The organism is Comamonas endophytica, from assembly GCF_023634805.2.
GTDB lineage: Bacteria > Pseudomonadota > Gammaproteobacteria > Burkholderiales > Burkholderiaceae_C > Comamonas > Comamonas endophytica.
Genome location: NZ_CP106881.1, coordinates 1705564 through 1723896, shown reverse-complemented (window position 1 = coordinate 1723896; position 18333 = coordinate 1705564). Strand labels below are relative to the sequence as shown.

General features: G+C 69.0%; 19 protein-coding genes. 6 read left to right on the top strand and 13 right to left on the bottom strand.

Annotated elements, in window-relative coordinates; genetic code table 11:
• Positions 1 to 133: 133 nt before the first annotated feature.
• The 6 genes from M9799_RS07805 to M9799_RS07780 form a co-directional block, all read right to left on the bottom strand.
• Positions 134 to 1114, bottom strand: coding sequence for an NADPH:quinone oxidoreductase family protein (locus tag M9799_RS07805; protein ID WP_231043000.1), 981 nt, complete (start codon positions 1112 to 1114; stop codon positions 134 to 136).
• Positions 1111 to 2397: a CaiB/BaiF CoA transferase family protein gene (locus M9799_RS07800; RefSeq protein ID WP_231043001.1), complete on the bottom strand. Its 1287-nt coding sequence runs from the start codon at positions 2395 to 2397 to the stop codon at positions 1111 to 1113. Before M9799_RS07800 ends, M9799_RS07805 begins: the two co-directional genes overlap by 4 nt.
• The gene (locus M9799_RS07795; RefSeq protein ID WP_231043002.1) at positions 2394 to 3356 is read right to left on the bottom strand and encodes a Bug family tripartite tricarboxylate transporter substrate binding protein; all 963 of its coding nucleotides are present in this window, start codon (positions 3354 to 3356) and stop codon (positions 2394 to 2396) included. Before M9799_RS07795 ends, M9799_RS07800 begins: the two co-directional genes overlap by 4 nt.
• Before the next feature lie 60 nt (positions 3357 to 3416).
• The gene (locus M9799_RS07790; RefSeq protein ID WP_231043003.1) at positions 3417 to 4178 is read right to left on the bottom strand and encodes an SDR family NAD(P)-dependent oxidoreductase; all 762 of its coding nucleotides are present in this window, start codon (positions 4176 to 4178) and stop codon (positions 3417 to 3419) included.
• A gap of 205 nt (positions 4179 to 4383) precedes the next feature.
• Positions 4384 to 5919 (bottom strand): YifB family Mg chelatase-like AAA ATPase, encoded by a 1536-nt coding sequence (locus M9799_RS07785; protein ID WP_231043004.1) that lies wholly within the window; start codon positions 5917 to 5919, stop codon positions 4384 to 4386.
• A 115-nt stretch (positions 5920 to 6034) separates the two neighbouring features.
• A complete protein-coding gene (locus M9799_RS07780; RefSeq protein ID WP_231043005.1) occupies positions 6035 to 6961 on the bottom strand; it encodes a LysR family transcriptional regulator in 927 nt (308 codons plus the stop codon).
• Between the two features lie 122 nt (positions 6962 to 7083).
• Between M9799_RS07780 and M9799_RS07775 the strand changes: the two genes are divergently transcribed.
• Positions 7084 to 7485: a RidA family protein gene (locus M9799_RS07775; RefSeq protein ID WP_231043006.1), complete on the top strand. Its 402-nt coding sequence runs from the start codon at positions 7084 to 7086 to the stop codon at positions 7483 to 7485.
• On the opposite strand, the gene M9799_RS07770 is transcribed toward M9799_RS07775, so the two are convergent.
• The 7 genes from M9799_RS07770 to M9799_RS07740 all read right to left on the bottom strand — a co-directional run bounded on the left by M9799_RS07770 (position 7482) and on the right by M9799_RS07740 (position 13124).
• Complete coding sequence (locus M9799_RS07770) at positions 7482 to 7688, bottom strand: hypothetical protein (RefSeq protein ID WP_231043007.1); 207 nt, start codon at positions 7686 to 7688, stop codon at positions 7482 to 7484. The two genes, M9799_RS07775 and M9799_RS07770, sit on opposite strands and share 4 nt — an antisense overlap.
• Before the next feature lie 96 nt (positions 7689 to 7784).
• A complete protein-coding gene (locus M9799_RS07765) occupies positions 7785 to 8213 on the bottom strand; it encodes a hypothetical protein (protein WP_231043008.1) in 429 nt (142 codons plus the stop codon).
• A 142-nt stretch (positions 8214 to 8355) separates the two neighbouring features.
• On the bottom strand, positions 8356 to 9306 hold the full coding sequence (locus tag M9799_RS07760; RefSeq protein WP_231043009.1) for an SMP-30/gluconolactonase/LRE family protein: 951 nt from the start codon (positions 9304 to 9306) through the stop codon (positions 8356 to 8358).
• 62 nt (positions 9307 to 9368) lie between these two features.
• Positions 9369 to 10325: a Bug family tripartite tricarboxylate transporter substrate binding protein gene (locus M9799_RS07755; protein WP_231043010.1), complete on the bottom strand. Its 957-nt coding sequence runs from the start codon at positions 10323 to 10325 to the stop codon at positions 9369 to 9371.
• 61 nt (positions 10326 to 10386) lie between these two features.
• A complete protein-coding gene (locus tag M9799_RS07750) occupies positions 10387 to 11316 on the bottom strand; it encodes a hydroxyacid dehydrogenase (protein ID WP_231043011.1) in 930 nt (309 codons plus the stop codon).
• Positions 11313 to 11999, bottom strand: coding sequence for an RraA family protein (locus M9799_RS07745; RefSeq protein WP_231043012.1), 687 nt, complete (start codon positions 11997 to 11999; stop codon positions 11313 to 11315). Before M9799_RS07745 ends, M9799_RS07750 begins: the two co-directional genes overlap by 4 nt.
• Before the next feature lie 120 nt (positions 12000 to 12119).
• Positions 12120 to 13124: a tripartite tricarboxylate transporter substrate binding protein gene (locus tag M9799_RS07740; RefSeq protein ID WP_231043013.1), complete on the bottom strand. Its 1005-nt coding sequence runs from the start codon at positions 13122 to 13124 to the stop codon at positions 12120 to 12122.
• 204 nt (positions 13125 to 13328) lie between these two features.
• On the opposite strand from M9799_RS07740, the gene M9799_RS07735 reads away from it, so the two are divergent.
• The 5 genes from M9799_RS07735 (at position 13329) to glcE (ending at position 18328) form a co-directional block, all read left to right on the top strand.
• Entirely contained in the window at positions 13329 to 14087 is a 759-nt protein-coding gene (locus M9799_RS07735) for an IclR family transcriptional regulator (protein WP_231043245.1), read from the top strand.
• A 213-nt stretch (positions 14088 to 14300) separates the two neighbouring features.
• The gene (locus tag M9799_RS07730) at positions 14301 to 15002 is read left to right on the top strand and encodes a TorF family putative porin (protein WP_231043014.1); all 702 of its coding nucleotides are present in this window, start codon (positions 14301 to 14303) and stop codon (positions 15000 to 15002) included.
• A 43-nt stretch (positions 15003 to 15045) separates the two neighbouring features.
• On the top strand, positions 15046 to 15384 hold the full coding sequence (glnK, locus tag M9799_RS07725; protein WP_175505503.1) for a P-II family nitrogen regulator: 339 nt from the start codon (positions 15046 to 15048) through the stop codon (positions 15382 to 15384).
• Positions 15385 to 15419: 35 nt separating this feature from the next.
• Positions 15420 to 16880 (top strand): ammonium transporter, encoded by a 1461-nt coding sequence (locus M9799_RS07720; protein ID WP_231043015.1) that lies wholly within the window; start codon positions 15420 to 15422, stop codon positions 16878 to 16880.
• 332 nt (positions 16881 to 17212) lie between these two features.
• Complete coding sequence (gene glcE / locus M9799_RS07715; protein ID WP_231043016.1) at positions 17213 to 18328, top strand: glycolate oxidase subunit GlcE; 1116 nt, start codon at positions 17213 to 17215, stop codon at positions 18326 to 18328.
• Positions 18329 to 18333: the final 5 nt, after the last annotated feature.

Genomic DNA, 18333 nt, shown 5'->3' with positions numbered 1-18333 from the left:
CGTTTTCATCTTGACCGCCCTGCCTTGAAACGCCCTTCGACGGGGCCGCCGAGGCAAGCGCAGGGCGAGCGGTAAAAAACCGTTCGTCCTGATCCTGAGCTTGTCGAAGGATCGAAGGATGAATGGCCTGTCCTCAAGATCCCACCGTAATCACCACCTTCCCCCTTGCCCCGCGGCCAGCCACCAGCTCCATCGCCTGCGCCGCCTGCTCCAGCGGGAATCGCGCGCAGATATACGGCCGCACCCGCCCCTCGCGGAACCACTGGAAAAGCTCGCGCATGTTGGCCGCGTTGTCCTCGGGCTGCTTGCGTGCGAACGCCCCCCAGAACACGCCGAGGATGGCGCAGCCCTTGAGCAGCGGCAGGTTGAGCGCGATGGATGGTATATCGCCAGCCGCGAATCCGACCACCAGGAAGCGTCCGTTCCACGCGATGCTGCGCAGCGCCGGCTCGCTGAGCTTGCCGCCCACCGGGTCATAGACCACATCCACGCCCCGGTCGCCAACGATTTCCTTGATCCGGGCGCGCAGGTCGTCGCGGCCATAGTGGATCAGCGCGTCGGCGCCGTGTTCGGCACACAGCGCCAGCTTTTCGTCGCTGGAGGCAGCGGCAATCACGCGCGCCCCCATGGCCTTGCCGATCTCGATCGCCGCCAGCCCCACGCCCCCGGCGGCGCCCAGCACCAGCAGGGTCTCGCCGGGCCGCAGCCGGGCGCGGTCCTTCAGCGCATGGTGCGAGGTGCCATAGGTCAGCGCAAAGGCCGACGCCGTGTCGAAGTCCATCTCCCCGGGAATGGGCAGCACGCGCCAGGCCTCGGCCAGCGCCTCCTCGGCATAGCCGCCCCAGCCCAGCGGCGCCAGCACGCGGTCCCCTGGCTGCAGCCCGGTGACCTCGCTGCCCACGCGCAGGATGGTGCCGGCCACCTCGCCGCCCGGAGAAAAAGGCATCTCGGGCTTGTACTGGTACTTGCCCTGGATGATCAGCGTGTCGGGGAAATTGACGCCCGCGGCGGCAACGCCGATCACCACCTGCTGCGGCCCGGGCTGCAGGCTGGGCACGTCCTCGAGTTGCAGGCTGTCCGGCGGGCCGTATCGGCGGCAGAGCATGGCTTTCATGAAGTCACTTTCATCGTATCGCCGGCGCTCTGGCGCGCCAGGTCGGAGCTGCCCACGCCGCCGGCGGCGCGCAGGTCGGAGAGTTCGGCTTCATCCATGCCCAGCAGCTCGCGCAGCACCTCGGCGGTATGTTCGCCCAGCTGCGGCGGCGCGCGCCGGTAGGCCACGGGCGAGGCCGAGAACTTGAGCGGATTCGCCACGATCGGCGTGATGCCCTTGACCGGATGCGCCACCTGCTGGCGCAGGCCGCGGTGCCGTACCTGTTCGTCCTCGAAGACCTGGCCGATATCGTTGAGCGGGCCGCAGGGCACGCCGGCGTCGGACAGGCGCGCACGGCACTCGGCCACCGGCATCCGCGCCATGGCCTCGGCCAGCGGCGGAATCAGGCTGGCGCGGTTCGCCACGCGCAGCGCATTGCTGGCGTAGAGCGGCTCCTGCGCCAGATGCTCCAGGCCCAGCACGCGGCACATGGCAGTGAACTGCTTGGCATTGTTGACGGCCACCACCAGCTGCCCGTCGGCGCAGTCGAAGGCCTGGTAGGGGCAGCTCATCTGCGAGGCGATGCCCACGCGCTGCGGCAGCTGGCCCGCGATCAGGTAATTGGTGGGCACCAGCGTCATGGCGGCGATCTGCGCATCGAGCAGCGCCAGATCGATGTGCTGCCCGCTGCCCCCGGGCGTGTCGCGCCAGCGCAGCGCGGCCAGGATGCCGATGGTGGCGTACAGGCCGGCCGTGGCGTCGGAGATCGGGTAGCCCACGCGCTGCGGCCCGCCGCCCGGGGCGTCGTGCGGCCCGCCCGTGGCGCTCATCAGGCCGCTCATGGCCTGGAAGATCAGGTCGTAGCCCGGCAGCTGGCGGTACGGCCCGGTCTGGCCGAAGCCGGTGATCGAGCAGTAGACCAGGCGCGGGTTGATGCGGCCGAGCGTGGCGTAGTCGAGCCCGTAGCGCTGCAGGTCGCCGGTCTTGAAGTTCTCGATCAGGATGTCGCATTCGGCGGCCAGGCGCCGCGCCACCTCCTGGCCCGAGGGCAGGGACAGGTCCAGCTCGATGGAGCGCTTGCCGCGGTTGACGGCGCTGAAGCCCGAGCTGTCCTCGGTGTTGTGGCCCGCGCGCTGCGCCGGCCGGCTGCCCTGGGTGCGCGATTCGTCGCCCACCCCCGCGCGCTCGACCTTGATCACGTCGGCGCCGAAGTCGGCCAGCATCTGCGCGACCCAGGGGCCGGCCAGCACCCGGCTCAGGTCCAGCACCCGGATGCCGCTCAGGGCGCCCATGGCCGCGCTCATGGCTGCTTGCCGGTCAGCCCGGCTTCCTTGAGGGCCTTGCCCATGGCGACGTAGCCCTCGTCGATCATGCGCGCGTATTCGGGGCCGGTCATGGTGACGGCATCGAGCCCCATGCGCTTGAACCCGTCCAGCACGTCCTTGTCCTTCATGGCCGTCATCATCGCGCCCTGCAGCCGCTCGACGATGGGTGCGGGCGTGCCCTTGGGCACCGCCAGGCCCATCCAGGACTCGATCTCCACGTCATAGCCGCTTTCCTTCACGGTGGGCATGTCGGGCCGGTCGGGCCAGCGCGCGGGGCTCACCGAGGCCAGCAGCCGCAGCTTGCCCGACTGCACGTGCGGCATGATCTCCGACGGGGTCTGGATGATGACCTCCGTCTGCCCGGCGATCAGCGACAGCACGGTGTCGTTGCCCGACTTGTACAGCACCTGCTCGAAGCGCGCGCCGCTCTTGCGGCCCAGCTCGTACAGGGCGATGTTGTTGGGCGCGCCCGGTGCGCCGAAGAAGATCGGCTTGACTTTGGCTGCTTCCACCAGGTCCTTGACCGTCTTGTAGGGCGAGTCGGCGCGCACGGCCAGGCCGTACTGGAAACGGCCGAAGGCGCCGGCGAAGATGAAGTCCTTGGCGGTATAGGTCACCGGCAGCATGTGCGGCACGATGGCCATGGGCGCGAAGGTCAGCACGCCGACGTTGTAGCCGTCGGGCTCGAGCCGCGCCAGCTGCGCCGGGTTCAGGGTCGCCTGGGCGCCGGGCCGGTTGAGAACGATGATGGGGTGCTTCAGCTCCTTTTCCATGGATTTGGCCAGCAGGCGCGCCGAGACGTCGCCCACGCCACCGGCCCCGTAGCCGACGCCCAGCTTGATCTCGCGCTCGGGATAGGTCGCGCCGGCCGCTAGCGGCAAGCTCATCGCGCTGGCGGCCAGGGTGGCCGCGGCCAACACTTGAAGGATCCTGTTCATGGCTTTGTCTCCGGTGGATGCGGGGCTTTGGCAGCCCTCGTGGTGGTGAATGCGCGGTGGTTAGATCATGAAGGTGCCGCCGTTGACGTCGAGCGTGGCGCCGCTGATGAAGCCGGCTTCCCGGCTGGCCAGGAAGGCGGCGGCAGCGGCGATGTCCTGCGGCGTGCCGAGCCGGCCGACGGGAATGCGTTCCAGATAGGCGGCGTTGACCGCGGCGCCGGCGGCAGCCGCCATGGCGCTCTCGATGCGGCCCGGCGCGATGGCGTTGGCGGTGATGCCGTCGCGGCCATGCTCGGTGGCCAGCACCCGGGTCAGGCCCATCATGCCGGCCTTGGAGGCGGCGTAATGCGCGCCGGCAATGTCGGTGCGCGTGCGCCCGGCCTGCGAGGCGATGTTGACGATGCGCCCGAATCCGCGCCCCTTCATCTGTTCCAGGCAGGCCTGCGAGCACAGGAACGCGCCTGTGAGATTGATGTCCAGCACCTGGCGCCATTCGGCCTCGTCCATTTCGGCGATGGGCGCCTTGACGCCCGCATGCTTGGGCGAGATGCCGGCGTTGTTGACCAGCACGCCGACGGGCCCGAAGCGTTGCAGCGTCTGCTGCGCCAGCCGTTGCGCATCCTGCGCGCTGGACACGTCGCACACCATGGCGAGCAGGCGCTCCCGGTGGCCCAGGGTGTTCTGGGCCTGCTCCAGTACCTCGGCCTGGTTGTCCGCGATGGCCACATAGGCGCCCTCGTCCATGAAACGCTGCGCGATGGCCAGGCCGATGCCCCGCCCCGCGCCAGTCACAATCACCACCTCGCGTGCAAAACGTTCCATCTTGTCTCCTATCTTGTATTCTGTACTTTATAGACTTCAAGCAAATGGACTGTCAACGGTATCAACGCTATCCCGGCGCCTCTGTTGCCGGAGAGTGCGATGCCTTGGATAGGGTGATGTGAGCGCAGCCGCGTGGCGTATCCAGCAGTTGGTGCGAATGCCGGTTCGAGGCGGTGCCGGTTCCGGGCATGCGCCAGCAAGGCTGCTACTGCGCCTGCAGCAGCGCCCGCCGGTACTGCACCGCCTCCGCCACATGCGGCGTCTCGATGCCGGCGCTGTCCGCCAGATCGGCAATCGTGCGCGCCACCTTGAGCACGCGGTGCAGGCTGCGCCCCGACCAGCCCAGGCGCGCGGCGGCGGCCTGCACGAAATCGCTGGCCGCGGATGCCAGCCGCAGGTGCTGGTCGATGGCGCGGCCCTGCAGCTGCTGGTTGGGCGCGCCCTGGCGCCGCAGCGCCGCGGCATGGGCCTTTGCCACGCGCGCGCGGATCTGCGCCGTGGTTTCGGCGGGCGCCGCCGCCAGCAGCTGCGCCGCGGGCAGCGCCGGCACTTCGACATGCAGGTCGATGCGGTCGAGCAGCGGGCCGCTGAGCTTGCCCTGGTAGCGCGCCACCTGGTCGGGCGTGCAGCGGCAGCGCCGCAGCGCCGAGCCCCAGAAGCCGCAGGGGCAGGGGTTCATCGCCGCCACCAGCTGGAAGCGCGCGGGAAACTCGGCGCGCTGCGCGGCGCGCGCGATGCTGATGCGGCCGGTCTCCAGCGGCTCGCGCAGGGCTTCCAGCGCGGCGCGGCTGAACTCGGGGAATTCATCGAGGAACAGCACCCCGTGGTGCGCCAGCGAGATCTCGCCCGGGCGCGGCGGCGAGCCGCCGCCGACCAGCGCCACGGCGCTGGCCGTGTGGTGCGGGCTGGCCGTGGGCCGCTGCGCCCAGCGCCGCGCATCGAAGCGCCCGCTGAGGCTGGCTAGCGCCGCGGTCTGCAGCGCCTCGTCGACCGACATCGGCGGCAGCAGGTCGGCAAAGCGCTGGGCCAGCATCGACTTGCCCGCGCCCGGCGGGCCGATCAGCAGCAGGCTGTGCGCGCCCGCCGCCGCGATCTCCAGCGCGCGCTTGGCCTGCGCCTGGCCCTTGACCTCGGCCATCTCGGCATTGCCTGCATGGGTCTCGCGCGGCTGGCAAGGCATGCGCTGCCAGCCGGCGGATGCCGCATCCTCGTCGTCCGCGTGGCGCGGCACAAAGGCCTGCACCACGTCCAGCAGATGGCGCGCGCAGAACACCTGCGCCTCGGGCACCCAGGCCGCCTCCTCGGCGCTGCCCGGCGGCAGCACCTGCAGCACCTGCTCGCGCTGCTGGTGCAGCGCCAGGCTGGTGGCCAGCGCGCCGCGCACCGGCCGCAGCTCGCCCGACAGCGACAGTTCGCCCGCGAACTCCCAGCCGGCAAGCCGCTGCGCGTCGATCTGGCCGCTGGCGGCCAGGATGCCGATGGCAATGGGGAGATCGAAGCGCCCCGAATCCTTGGGCAGGTCGGCAGGCGCGAGATTGACGGTGATGCGCTTGTTGCCGGGAAATTCGAGCCCGGCATTGATCAGCGCGCTGCGCACGCGCTCGCGCGCTTCCTTGACTTCGACATCGGCCAAGCCCACCAGCGTGAAGCAGGGCAGGCCATTGGCCAGATGCACCTCCACCGTGACCTGCGGCGCATGCAGCCCGAGCAGGGCGCGGCTTTGAACGAGGGCAAGGCTCATGGGAGTGACACGCAAGGGGGCGGGGCTGTTCCGGGCGCGAAACAGTTTGCCACGCGGGCAGATGCGGCCTCAGGATCCCATGACCTTGCCCGGGGCAGGGCGGCAAGGGGCCCAGCTACCTGCCGGCATGCCGCGCCACGGGTGCGAGCCCGTCCATCAGCGCCGCCACCCAGTCCATGAACACGCGCAGTTTGGCGCTCACATGCCGATGCGGCGGGAAGGCCAGATAGAGCGGCATCGGCTCCAGCTGCCAGTCCTCGAACAGCGCCACCAGCTCGCCGCTTTGCCGGTGCGCTGCAGCCATGTATTCGGGTAGCCACAGCACGCCCAGGCCCGCCAGCCCGGCGGCCAGATAGGCGTTGCCGTCATCGACCGAGAGCGCGTGGCGCCCACGCACTTCGATGCTCTCGCCCGCGCAGTGCATGGCATAGGACGCGGCCCTGCCGTGGCGGGCCCAGTGGAAGCCGACGATGCGGTGATGCGTGTCCTGCAGTTCATGCGGATGCAGCGGCTTGCCGGCCAGCGCCAGGTATTCCGGCGCGGCGTAGACACCCAGCTGCAGGTCGCCTATATGCCGGTGCATCAGCGACTGGTCGGTGAGCTGCCCGCCGCGCACCACGCAGTCGACGTTCTCGCCGATGATGTCCACCATGCGGTCGCTGACGCCCAGATCGAGCTGGATATCGGGATAGCGCGCATGGAAGTCGCGCAATGCCGGCACCAGGATCAGCCGCGCAAAGGGGCTGGGCACGTCCACGCGCAGCCGGCCGCGCGGGGAAACGGCCGCGCCCGACAGGCTGGTCTCGGCATCGTCCACATCGGCCAGCACGCGCACCACGCGCTCGTAATAGGCCGCGCCGTCGGCGGTCACGTTGACCCTGCGTGTCGTGCGATGCAGCAGGCGCACGCGCAGCCGCGCTTCGAGCTGCTGCACCAGCTGCGTGACGCTGGTCTTGCTCATGTGCAGCGTCATCGCGGCCTTGGTGAAGCTGCCGGTTTCCACCACCCGGGCAAAGGCCTGCATGGCGTCGAAACGGTCCATCCGAACTCCGGATCCAATGAAGATTGTTTGGATTCTACGAACAGTGTTGGACAGGCTTGCTGGTTTATCGAAGCCTGCGAGGTGCCTAAAGTCGGTTTCCTCTCCATTGAAGAAAGAAACCCATGACGCAACGCGATGTCGTTTTCCCCGCGGGCCGCCAGGCGCTGTATGAACGCAACCGCTATTCGCCGGCGGTGCGCGCCAATGGCCTGTTGTTTGTCTCCGGCCAGGTCGGCAGCCGCGAGGACGGCTCACCCGAGCCGGAGCTCGAGGCCCAGGTGCGGCGCGCATTTGCCAACCTGAATGCGGTGCTGGAAGCTGCCGGCTGCACTTTCGAGGACGTGATCGATGTCACGGTTTTCGTGGTGGATCCCGAAGCCCACTTCGAGACCATCTGGCGCATCGTGCCGGAATTCTGGGGCGAAGCGCCCTACCCGACGCTGACAGGGGTGGGCGTGACCTGGCTTTATGGTTTCCAGTTCGAGATCAAGGTGACTGCCAGGCTGCCGGTGGCTGCTGACTAGCTGCGCGTGGCCGCAGCGCCGGCTTCGGAGCCTTTGTCCGCGCCGCCCGGCAACTCCGCTGGCTCGGCAGGCGGCTTCACGATACCCTTTGCCGCCAGATGCTCTTGCGGGCTGGGCCCCACGTTCGGGCCATCGGGGATGTCGGATTTCTCGTCCACCACCCGCGCCGATTCCTGCATCACGTCTTTGTTGGTTGTTTGCACAGCGACTCCTGTTGTCGAATCGGTGGCCGATCACTGCCGCGCCTCAGGCCCGCCGCGGGCGCGAGGCGCGCTGCTGCCAGGCGCGCCTGCGGCGCGTCAGCGGGCCGTATTGCCGGTGCCGCTGCCGGGCATGCCGCCCGACCCCGGCGAGGTGCCGTCGCCGGCCGGCGTGCTGTTGGCCGAACCCGGCGAGGTGCCCGCGTCCGTGCCGGCCGTGCCGGTGCCGCCCGTGCCCGCGCCGGTCGTGCCCGGGATGGGGACGGGCCCGGTTTCGACGCCCGACCCGGTGGTCGGGCCGTTGATGAATTTTCCGCCGTCCGTGGTGTCGGAGCCTGTGGCATTGGTGCCGGTGCCGGTGCCGGCGTCAGGCGATGGCGACTGTTGGGTACCCGTCTGGGGAGCTTCCGTTTTCCAATTGGGCGTCTCGTTGCGGTCGCAGGCGGACAGCGCCATCGCGGCGCCGACGATCGAAGCCAGGGCAAGCATCCTGCAGCCGGCGAGTGGGGTGGTTTTTGTGGCGTTCATCGATTCCTCCTGGGTTGGTGATGAATGGCTGGCCGCAGGTGCATGCGGCCAGGCGCCATCACGAGGGCAGTCAGCCTGCCGGGCATCGGCGGGCAATGAATGCACTGTGTGCCGCCACAAGGGTCCCGGATGTGGGCGGAACCTAGCAGGACCTGTAGGAAAGCTGCCCCTGGCCCGCACGCCCCGCGTGCAGCGCCAGCCCCGCCACCTCCAGCGTCGAGCGCAGGATCCGCCCATGGGTGGAGTCCGTCACATACAGCGTGCGCCGGTCCACGCCGCCAAAGGCCAGGTTGGTGGTCGAGCTGCCGGCTGCGCCGCGCAGCACCTCGACCGGCTCGGCGCGGTGGTTGAGCACCCACACATAGCCCAGGCCCGGGTTGGCGACCAGCAGCCGGCCCTCGGCATCGACCGCCAGGCCGTCCGGGCCGCTCGGGCCGTAGGAGGTGAAGAACTGGCTGACCTTGGCGACGCTGCCGTCGGGCAGCAGCGGCACGCGCCAGACGCAGTTGCCGCGCGTGACGGCCAGATACAGCACGCGGCCGTCGGGCGACAGCGCCACGCCATTCGGGCTGGGCACATTGTTCAGCAGCAGGTCGAGCTGGCCGTTCGGGCGCAGGCGGTACAGGCGCCCGCTGGGGTCGTGCAGGCCGCTCTGGCCCTGGTCGGTGAAATACAGGTTGCCCCCGGCGTCGAAGACCAGATCGTTCACGCCCTTGAAGCGCTCGCTGTTGCGCCGCTCCAGATAGGGCGTGACTGCGCCGCTGTGCACGTCGAGGCGCATCAAGCCGTTCTTGTAATCGGTGATCAGCAGCGTGCCGGCATCGAGGAACTTCATGCCGTTGGGCTCGCCGTCGTACTCGGCGACCAGGCTCCATGCGCCCTGCGCGTCGATGCGGAAGATGCGGCCCCAGGGAATGTCGCTCACATAGAGATTGCCGGCCGCATCGAACACCGGGCCCTCGAGAAAGGAGTCGGTGACCGCGCCGCCGCGGTTGGCATCGGACCAGTCGCTGCGCTCGCGGCGGCGCAGCGATTCAGGCATCGTGGTGAACAATTCCAGGTCTCGGACCCGGGGAGCTTGCAGCAGAAACATGGGAGCACTTTCCTTCTCGATCTCGGAAGCCGGCGCGGGCGGCGGCACGGCCCCGCGCATTGTCAGTCCAGCTTGATGCCGCCCTTGCGCACGACCTCGCCCCATTTCGCGTCTTCCTTGGCCAGGAAGCTGGCGAACTCCGCGGCCGTGGAGCCGACGGGCTTGGCGCCGATGTCGGCCAGGCGCTGCTGCACGGCTTCTTCCTTGAGCACCTCCACCACGGCCTGCTGCAGCTTGCCGGCCACCGCGGGCGGCGTGCCCGCGGGCAGGAACATGCCGTTCCATTCGAAGACCTCGTAGCCGGGAATCACGGTCTCGGCCACGGTGGGCACGTCGGGCAGGCGCGGGCTGCGCTCGGGCGACGACACCGCCAGCGCGCGCAGCTTGCCCCCCGCCACCAGCGACTGCGACGCGGCGACGGTGCTGAACATGAAGTCCACCTGGCCGCCGATCACGTCTGCAATGGCCGGGCCACCGCTCTTGTAGGGCACGTGCACCATGTCCAGCTTGAGCTGCTGGCGAAACAGCTCGGACGCCAGGCGCTGCACCGTGCCGCTGCCGCCCGAGGCGAAATTGAGCTTGCCCGGCTGCGCCTTGGCCTTGGCGATCAGGTCGCCCACGTTCTTGAGCGGCGAGTTGGCGGGAACGATCAGCACGTTCGGCGCCTGCAGCACCAGCGACAGCGGCTGCAGCGCATTGGCGGCATACGGCATCCTGGCGAACAGGTGCGGGTTGATCGAATAGGGCGTGGCGTCATACAGCATGGTGTAGCCGTCGGCCGGCGCCTTGGCCACGGAGCTGACGCCGATGGTGCCGCTGGCGCCCGCGCGGTTCTCGACGATCACGCTAGTGCCCAGCTTGGGGCCCATGTGCGTCGCCACCAGGCGCGCTACCGCGTCGGCGGCGCCGCCGGGCGCGTAGGGCACGACGATGGTGATCGGGCGGTCGGGAAAGGCGGCGTGCACCGTGGCGGCGGCCAGGGCACAGGTGGCAATCAGGGTCTTGGCGAGAGCATGCATGGTTTTGTCTCCGGAGGAATGGATGGGGCCGCGCCGCGCGCACCCCGGCGCGGCCCTGGGTTCAATGGGCTGGTGCGGCGGCGCGCTCCAGCACCTGCAGCACATTGCGCGCGGCGCCCAGGCCCATGTTCACGTAGGCATCGCTGGTCACGCCGCCGATGTGCGGGCTCAGCACGATGCGCGGCTCGCCCTGGAAGGGGTGGCCGGCGGTCATCGGCTCGACGGCAAAGCTGTCCAGGCCCGCGGCCATGACCTGGCCGGAGCGCACCGCGGCCAGCAGCGCCGCTTCATCGATCAGGCCGCCGCGCGCGGTGTTCACCACGATCACTCCGCGCCTGCATCGCGCCAGCGTTTCGGCGTTCAGCAGGCCACGGTTGTCGGCGGTGAGCGGGCAGTGCAGCGAGATCACGTCGGATTCGCGCCAGAGCGTTTCGAGCGCCACGCCCTGCACGTATTCGGGCAGGTCGCGCGCATAGGGATCGAAGCCGATCACGCGCATGCCCATGGCGTCGGCCATGCGCGCGAAGCGCAGGCCGATCGCGCCCAGGCCCACCAGCCCGACGGTGCGCCCGCCCAGTTCCAGGCTCTTGTGCGTGGCCTTGTCCCAGTGGCCGGCGCGCATGCGCGCGTCCAGCGCCACCACCGACTTGGCGCAGGCCAGCAGCAGCGCCATGGTCTGTTCGGCCACGGCCGCGGCGTTGACGCCCAGCGCCGCCACGACCTCGATGCCGCGCTCCTTGGCCGCCACCTTGTCGATGGTGTCGGTGCCGCTGCCGTGCTTGGAGATCACTTTCAGCGCCGGCGCCGCATCCATCATGGCCGCGCCCACGCCGCCGTAGCGCACGATGATCGCCACCGGGTTGTGCGCGCGGCACAGCGCGATCAGGCTTTCCTCGGTGGGCGTCTTGCCGGCATAGACCATGTCATAGCCGTCCAGCAGCGCCAGCGCCTGCGGTGCCAGGTCGGCACCGGTGACGAGAATGCTGCTCACAGCGCTTCCCCTTCCTTGAGCACGCCGGCGGCGCGCAGCGCGGCGGGCAGCCACTTGGAGGCGGTGTCGCCGCGCGAAATGGCGTCGATGCGCGCAGCTTCGTCGGCCACCTTCCTGTCGGCCAGCGCCATCAGGCCCGGGGCCTTGGCGCGCTCGATCACGACCACGCCGTCGGCATCGCCCACGACCAGGTCGCCGGGGTTGACGACGGTGCCGCCCGCGGAGACCGGGTGGTTGATGCGGCCGGGCACGTACTTGGTCGGGCCCGCAGGGTTGAAGCCGGCGCTGAACACCGGGAAGTCCAGGTCCAGGATTTCCAGCTTGTCGCGGATGGCGGCATCGACGATCACGCCGGCCAGGCCGCGCTTCTTGCAGGCGCTGAGCATCAGCGTGCCCATCAGCGCCGCCGTGAGATCGCCCTTGCCATCGATCACCAGCACGTCGCCGGGCTGCGCCAGCGCGATCGCGGCGTGGATCATCAGGTTGTCGCCGGGGCGCACTTCCACGGTGAAGGCCGGGCCGGCGACCTTCATGTCCTGGTGCACGGGCGCGACGCGGCCGTGCATGGTGCCGCGGCGGCCGGCGACGTCGGCCAGGATCGCTGCCTGGAAAGTGCCGGCTTTCTCTACGACGTCGGGGGCCACGCGCTCGATGTCGCGGATGATTTCTGGAAGTTGGTTCATGGTGCTTCGTCCGGTGGAAATGGAGAGGGCGCAGAGGGCGGGAATGCGCAGCCCGCGGACATGCGCGCGGGCATGTCCTGTGATCTGTAGGGATGGGGCAGGAGCGCTGCGGGCAGCGCCTCAGTCGAGGCTGGCGCCGGATTCCTTGACGACCCGGGCCCAGCGCGGGATTTCCGCTTTCAGCAGCTGCTGGAAGCTTTCCGCCGAGCCGCCCAGGATCTCGCCGCCCTCGTAGCGCAGCCGCTCGGCGGCGTCGGGCTGGGCCAGCGCCTGGTTGATGGCCTTGTTGAGCTGCTGCACGATGGCCGGCGGCGTTCCCGCGGGCGCCAGCACGCCGAACCAGCTCACGGCCTCGAAGTCCTTGTAGCCCAGTTCCGCCAGCGTCGGGGTCTTGGGCAACTGCGTCGAACGCGCCTTGGAGGTGATGGCAATGGCGTTCATCTTGCCGTTGCGCACCTGGCCGATCAGCGTGGGAATGGTCGACATGTACAGGTCGATCTGGCCGCTCACGACATCGGTCATGGCCTGCGCCGCGCCCTTGTAGGGCACGTGGCGCAGCTTGATGCCCGCCGCATGCTGGGCCAGCTCGCCGGCCAGGTGCGACACGGTGCCGTTGCCCGAGTAGCCCAGCGTGATGCCATCGGGCCTGGCCTTGGCCGCGGCCACGACATCGGCAAAGCTCTTGTAGGGCGAGCTGGCCGCCGTCACCAGCACGACCGGGGAGGACACTGCCAGCGCCACCGGCGTCAGGTCCTTGATCGGGTCGTAGGGCAGCTTGGGGTAGAGCGCGGGGTTGATCGCCAGGTTGCTGGTCTGGCCGATGACCAGGGTGTAGCCATCGGGTGCGGCCTTGGTGGCGGCATCGACGCCCAGGTTGCCGCCGGCGCCGGGGCGATTGTCCACCACCACGGTCCACTTGTTCAGGTCGGTGAGCTTCTGTGCCACGGTGCGCGCGATCATGTCCGTGCCGCCGCCGGGCGGAAAGGGCACGATCAGTCGAACCGGCTTGGAGGGGTAGGCAGCCTGTGCCTGGGCGCTGGCCAGGGGCAGGGCGGCGGCAGCCAGGCCCAGGGTGGCGGCGCAAAGCTGCGCGGCGAATGCATGAAAACGCGTGGTCGATGCCATTGTCTTGTCTCCGTCGATGTATTTATGGGTTGCCGCGGTGCATGCCGGCAATGGAAGCGCAGTTTAAAAAAACGTTTCAACGCATACAATGCCGTTTCGCACGATGAAACACATTGCACGATGAAGCCCGACGACACCCCACATCCCCCGCCAGTGAAGAAGCTCCGCAACGCCCGTCCCGCGGTCTTGGCACCCATGTCCGAAATGACCGGGCCGGAGGGCGAGCCGGCTGCCTCCAATGGCTTCGTGACCGCGGTGGCGCGCGCGCTGCAGCTGCTCGAGGCCTATGCGCTGGGCGAATCCCATCTGTCGCTGGCCGAGCTCAGCCGGCGCTGCCAGCTGCACAAGACCACCGTGCTGCGGCTGGCGCGCACGCTGGCCCACCATGGCTACATGGTGCAGCGCGAAGACGGCGACTGGCGCCTGGGGCCGGCCGCGGGCTGGCTGGGCGCGCGCTACAAGGCCGGCTTCGACGTGCAGAACGTGCTCGAGCCGGCGCTGCGCGCGCTGACGCTGGCGTGCGGCGAAAGCGCGGCCTTCTATGTGCGCGAGGGCAATGCGCGCACCTGCATCGTGCGTGTCGAGGGGCCGCAGGCGCTGCGCCACCACGCGCGCATGGGCGAGGAACTGCCGCTGGACAAGGGCTCGCCCGGGCGCGTCATCCTGGCCTTCTCAGGCGAGCCCGGGGCGCTCTATGAACAGATCCGCGAGCGCGGCTACCACTACTCCATCGGTGAGCGCGAGCAGGGCGTGGCCACCGTATCCGCGCCGGTCTTCGGCATGCACTGGCGGCTGTTCGGCTCGGTCTGCATCTCCGGCCCGGCTTCGCGCCTGCCGGTTCAGAAGCTCGAGTCGCTGGCGCAGACGCTGCTGGCCACGGCCAACCAGCTGTCGTATGCATTGGCTGGAACCGCCGGGAACACGGGCACCTCGGCGGTGCGCACTTCGCGCTGGCATCCCTGAATCCGTGACATGGCACGGCAAGCCTGGTGCGTTGTCCATTTTGGTGCAGCGCCATGGGGGGAATCCGGGCTGTTTGCGCACCAATAGGGTGCAATGCGTCCAGTCCATGTCTTTCCGGTAATGCCTGCATACCGTGGCGGCTTCGACCTACTTGCCTTGGCACAGTTCATGCTTTTCACCGGTTGTCGAAAATTTTTACAACTGGAGAGCCTCATGTCCCGTGCCTGGATCAAGACCATCGGTGTCGCCTTTGCCGCCGCTCTGCCCATGCTGGCCAGCGCCCAGCTGACCGCCAACGTCAGCCTGACCAGCAATTACAAGTTCCGTGGACAAGACCAGGACGCGAGCCGCACCAAGGCCTTCAAGCCGGCCCTGCAAGGCGGCTTCGACTACAGCTTCGGCGATACCGGCTGGTATGTGGGCAACTGGAACTCCAGCGTCGACTGGGTGCCCGGCAACTCGCTCGAGAGCGATTTCTACGCCGGCTACAAGTTCGAAGGCGGCGGCGTGGCCTGGGACCTGGGCGCACTGACCTACGTCTACCCGGGCGGCAAGGTGGCCAACACCACCGAGATCTATGCCGCCGCCGGCTTCGGCCCGCTGACGGCCAAATATTCGCACACCGTGTCGAAGCGCTACTTCGGCTTCGACGGCGGGCGCAACACCGGCTACTTCAACCTGGCTTTTGCCCAGGAAGTGGCGCCCAAGGTGACCTTCAAGGCCTCGGTCGGCTACACGCGCTTCTCGAGCGATGTCGAAGGCACGCCGAACTACGCCGACTACAGCGTGGGCGGCGCCTACGACTTCGGTGACGGCCTGTCGCTGGGCGCGGCCGTCGTCGGCGCCAACAAGAAGAACCACTTCGGCTTCGTCAACAAGAACCGCTTCGTGGTTTCGCTGACCAAGGCCCTGTAATTGCAAAGGGGCGCCCTGCGTCCCGATCAACGAGGAACGACTCATGAAAATGGTGACCGCCATCATCAAACCCTTCAAGCTCGATGAAGTGCGCGAAGCACTGTCCGACATCGGCGTGCAGGGCATTACCGTGACCGAAGTCAAGGGCTTCGGCCGCCAGAAGGGCCATACCGAGCTGTACCGCGGGGCGGAATACGTGGTCGACTTCCTGCCCAAGCTGAAGATCGAGGCGGCGATCGCCGACGACATGGTCGACCGCGCGCTCGAAGCCATCGAGGCCGCGGCCCGCACCGGCAAGATCGGCGACGGCAAGATCTTCGTTTCCCACCTCGAGCAGGTGGTGCGCATCCGCACCGGCGAGACCGGCCAGGAAGCCCTCTGAGGCCTGCGTTCGTACCGATCAGAAAGATTGTTGCCATGAAAAAATTGCTTGCCTCCCTCTGCCTGGGCATGAGCCTGCTGTCAGGCGGTATCGCCCTGGCGCAGACGCCTGCGGCCGATGCGACTGCCACCACTCCCGCGGTGGAAGCGTCCGCTGCGGCGCCTGCACCTGAAGCCGTCGCTGCCCCGGCAGCCGCCGCACCCGCCCCCGAAGCGGCCGCGGTCGCTACCCCTTCTCCCGTGGCCGAAGCACCTGCTGCAGCCGCTGAAGCCGCGCCCACGCTCGACTCCGGCGACACCGCCTGGATGCTGACCTCGACCATGCTGGTGATCCTGATGATCATCCCCGGCCTGGCCCTGTTCTACGGCGGCCTGGGCCGCTCCAAGAACATGCTGTCGGTGCTGATGCAGGTCTTCGTGATCTTCTCGCTGATCACCGTGCTGTGGACCATCTACGGCTACACGCTGACCTTTGGCGGCGAAGGCAAGTTCTTCGGCGGCTTCGACAAGCTGTTCCTCAAGGGCATCACGCCCGACACGCTGTCGAGCGCACTGAAGACCATTCCCGAATACGTGTTCGTGTCCTTCCAGGCCACCTTCGCCGCCATCACCGTGGCGCTGATCGTCGGCTCCTTTGCCGAGCGCATCAAGTTCGCCGCGGTGCTGGTGTTCGCCGTGCTGTGGTTCACCTTCAGCTACATCCCGATGGCCCACATGGTCTGGGGCGGCGGCCTGCTGGCCGAAGACGGCGCGCTGGACTTCGCCGGCGGCACCGTGGTGCACATCAATGCCGGTATCGCCGGTCTGGTCGGTGCCTACGTCCTGGGCAAGCGCCTGGGCTTCGGCAAGGAGTCGATGGCCCCGCACAGCCTGACGCTGAGCATGGTCGGTGCCTCGCTGCTGTGGGTGGGCTGGTTCGGCTTCAACGCCGGCTCGGCCGGCGCGGCCAACGGCATTGCCGGCCTGGCTTTCGTCAACACCATCGTCGCCACCGGCGCCGCCACCCTGTCGTGGCTGGCTGCCGAAGCGCTGCACAAGGGCAAGGCCTCGATGCTGGGCGCGATCTCGGGTGCCGTCGCCGGCCTCGTGGCCATCACTCCCGCCGCCGGCTTCGTCGGCCCGATGGGCGCCATCGTCATGGGCCTGATCGTCGGTCCCCTGTGCGTGTGGGGCGTGGGTGGCCTCAAGCGCATGCTGGGTGCCGATGACGCGTTCGACGTGTTCGGCGTGCACGGTGTCGGCGGCATCGTCGGCGCCATCCTGACCGGCGTGTTCTGTGCCGCCAGCCTGGGCGGCGTTGAGCCGGCCAACTACTCCATGGGCCACCAGGTCTGGGTGCAGATCAAGAGCGTGCTCGTGACGCTGGTGTGGTCGGGTGTCGTGGCTTTCGTTTCCTACAAGATCGCGGATCTGCTGGTCGGCCTGCGCGTCAGCGAGGAAGAAGAGCGCCAGGGCCTGGACATCAGCTCCCACGGCGAAACCGCCTACGTGCGGTAACTCCCGGCACGGGCGGCCCTGTCTGGTGGCGGGGCCGTCTGCCCCAACTTCATTGCGAATACCAGGTTCTCCTCGGACGCTGGAATTTCAGCCCACCCATGCGGTGGGCTTTTTTTTGGGACTGGTTTTTCTATAGGGCAGGACCTTCATGGTTCGGCAAGCTCACCACGAAGGGTTTTTCCGTTCGCCCTGAGCCTGCCTGGGCGGGCCCGTCGAAGGGTGGACGTCCCGCCCTACAAGTCGTCCCCCCGGCCCAAGCTTCACGCCCCGCGTGCAAAAAATTCACGCTCCTGCCCCGGTTGCGTTGCGACCCCTGCCGCTACGATAAGCGCATGGATTCAGCCCTCAGCCAGATCACCGGGCGCGTGCGCGCCGCCGTTGCCGACCGGACCCCGCTGCGCCTGCGCGGCGGCGGCAGCAAGGACTTCCATGCGCGCACGCTGGAGGGCGAGATCCTCGACACGCGCGCGCTGCAGGGCGTGCTCAGCTACGAACCCAGCGAACTGGTCGTCACCGCGCGTGCCGGCACTTCGCTGGCCGAGCTGCAGGCGCTGCTGGCCGAACAGGGCCAGTGCCTGCCCTTCGATCCACCCCACTTCGCCCCCGGCGCCACGGTCGGCGGCATGGTCGCCGCGGGCCTGAGCGGGCCGGCGCGCGCCAGCGTCGGCGCGGTGCGCGACTATGTGCTGGGGCTGGAGATGCTCAACGGCCGCGCCGAGCTGCTGCGCTTCGGCGGCCAGGTGATGAAGAACGTTGCCGGCTACGACGTGCCGCGGCTGATGGCCGGTTCCTGGGGCACGCTGGGCCTGATCACCGAGGTCAGCCTCAAGGTGCTGCCCCAGGCTCCGGCCGAGGCCACGCTGCTGTTCCGCTGCACGCAGGCCCAGGCGCTGCAATGGCTCAACACCTGGGGCGGCCAGCCGTTGCCGCTGAACGCCAGCTGCTGGGTCGAGGACCAAGGGCAGGGCACCCTGTTCTTGCGGCTGCGCGGCGCCAAGTCCGCGGTGCAGTCGGCCTGCGCCACGCTGGGCGGCGAGCGCCAGGACAACGCGCAGGTGGCCGCCGACTGGGACGCCTGCCGCGACCACCAGCTGCCCTGGTTCCTCGACCGCCTGGCGCAGCCCGAGCTCGCGCTGTGGCGCCTTTCGGTGCCGGCCCAGGCGCCGGTGCTGGCGTTGCCCGAGGGCGCGCGCGGCCCGCTCGTCGAGTGGCATGGCGCGCTGCGCTGGGTGCAGGCGCCGCGCGCGCTGGGCCCGGCGCTGCAGGCGCTGGCGGCGCAGGTGGGCGGCTCGGCGCAGATGTTCCATGCGCAAAGTGCGGGTGCGGGCGGCAGCGGCGCAGGGCTGGTCCCCGCCGCGCCGCTGCCGCCCGCACTGGCGGCGCTGCACGCACGGCTGCAGCAGGCCTTCGATCCGGCCGGCATCTTCAACCCCGGGCGCCTGGCCTGATCCGG

Bases quoted from the DNA above. Each gene is read 5' to 3' on its own strand.
- M9799_RS07800 (WP_231043001.1), bottom strand. From the start codon at position 2,397: ATGAGCGCGGCCATGGGCGCCCTGAGCGGCATCCGGGTGCTGGACCTG.
- M9799_RS07755 (WP_231043010.1), bottom strand. From the start codon at position 10,325: ATGCATGCTCTCGCCAAGACCCTGATTGCCACCTGTGCCCTGGCCGCC.
- M9799_RS07760 (WP_231043009.1), bottom strand. From the start codon at position 9,306: ATGTTTCTGCTGCAAGCTCCCCGGGTCCGAGACCTGGAATTGTTCACC.
- M9799_RS07765 (WP_231043008.1), bottom strand. From the start codon at position 8,213: ATGAACGCCACAAAAACCACCCCACTCGCCGGCTGCAGGATGCTTGCC.
- M9799_RS07740 (WP_231043013.1), bottom strand. From the start codon at position 13,124: ATGGCATCGACCACGCGTTTTCATGCATTCGCCGCGCAGCTTTGCGCC.
- M9799_RS07730 (WP_231043014.1), top strand. From the start codon at position 14,301: ATGTCCCGTGCCTGGATCAAGACCATCGGTGTCGCCTTTGCCGCCGCT.
- M9799_RS07720 (WP_231043015.1), top strand. From the start codon at position 15,420: ATGAAAAAATTGCTTGCCTCCCTCTGCCTGGGCATGAGCCTGCTGTCA.
- M9799_RS07795 (WP_231043002.1), bottom strand. From the start codon at position 3,356: ATGAACAGGATCCTTCAAGTGTTGGCCGCGGCCACCCTGGCCGCCAGC.
- M9799_RS07745 (WP_231043012.1), bottom strand. From the start codon at position 11,999: ATGAACCAACTTCCAGAAATCATCCGCGACATCGAGCGCGTGGCCCCC.
- M9799_RS07775 (WP_231043006.1), top strand. From the start codon at position 7,084: ATGACGCAACGCGATGTCGTTTTCCCCGCGGGCCGCCAGGCGCTGTAT.
- glnK (WP_175505503.1), top strand. From the start codon at position 15,046: ATGAAAATGGTGACCGCCATCATCAAACCCTTCAAGCTCGATGAAGTG.
- glcE (WP_231043016.1), top strand. From the start codon at position 17,213: ATGGATTCAGCCCTCAGCCAGATCACCGGGCGCGTGCGCGCCGCCGTT.
- M9799_RS07805 (WP_231043000.1), bottom strand. From the start codon at position 1,114: ATGAAAGCCATGCTCTGCCGCCGATACGGCCCGCCGGACAGCCTGCAA.
- M9799_RS07785 (WP_231043004.1), bottom strand. From the start codon at position 5,919: ATGAGCCTTGCCCTCGTTCAAAGCCGCGCCCTGCTCGGGCTGCATGCG.
- M9799_RS07780 (WP_231043005.1), bottom strand. From the start codon at position 6,961: ATGGACCGTTTCGACGCCATGCAGGCCTTTGCCCGGGTGGTGGAAACC.
- M9799_RS07735 (WP_231043245.1), top strand. From the start codon at position 13,329: ATGACCGGGCCGGAGGGCGAGCCGGCTGCCTCCAATGGCTTCGTGACC.
- M9799_RS07790 (WP_231043003.1), bottom strand. From the start codon at position 4,178: ATGGAACGTTTTGCACGCGAGGTGGTGATTGTGACTGGCGCGGGGCGG.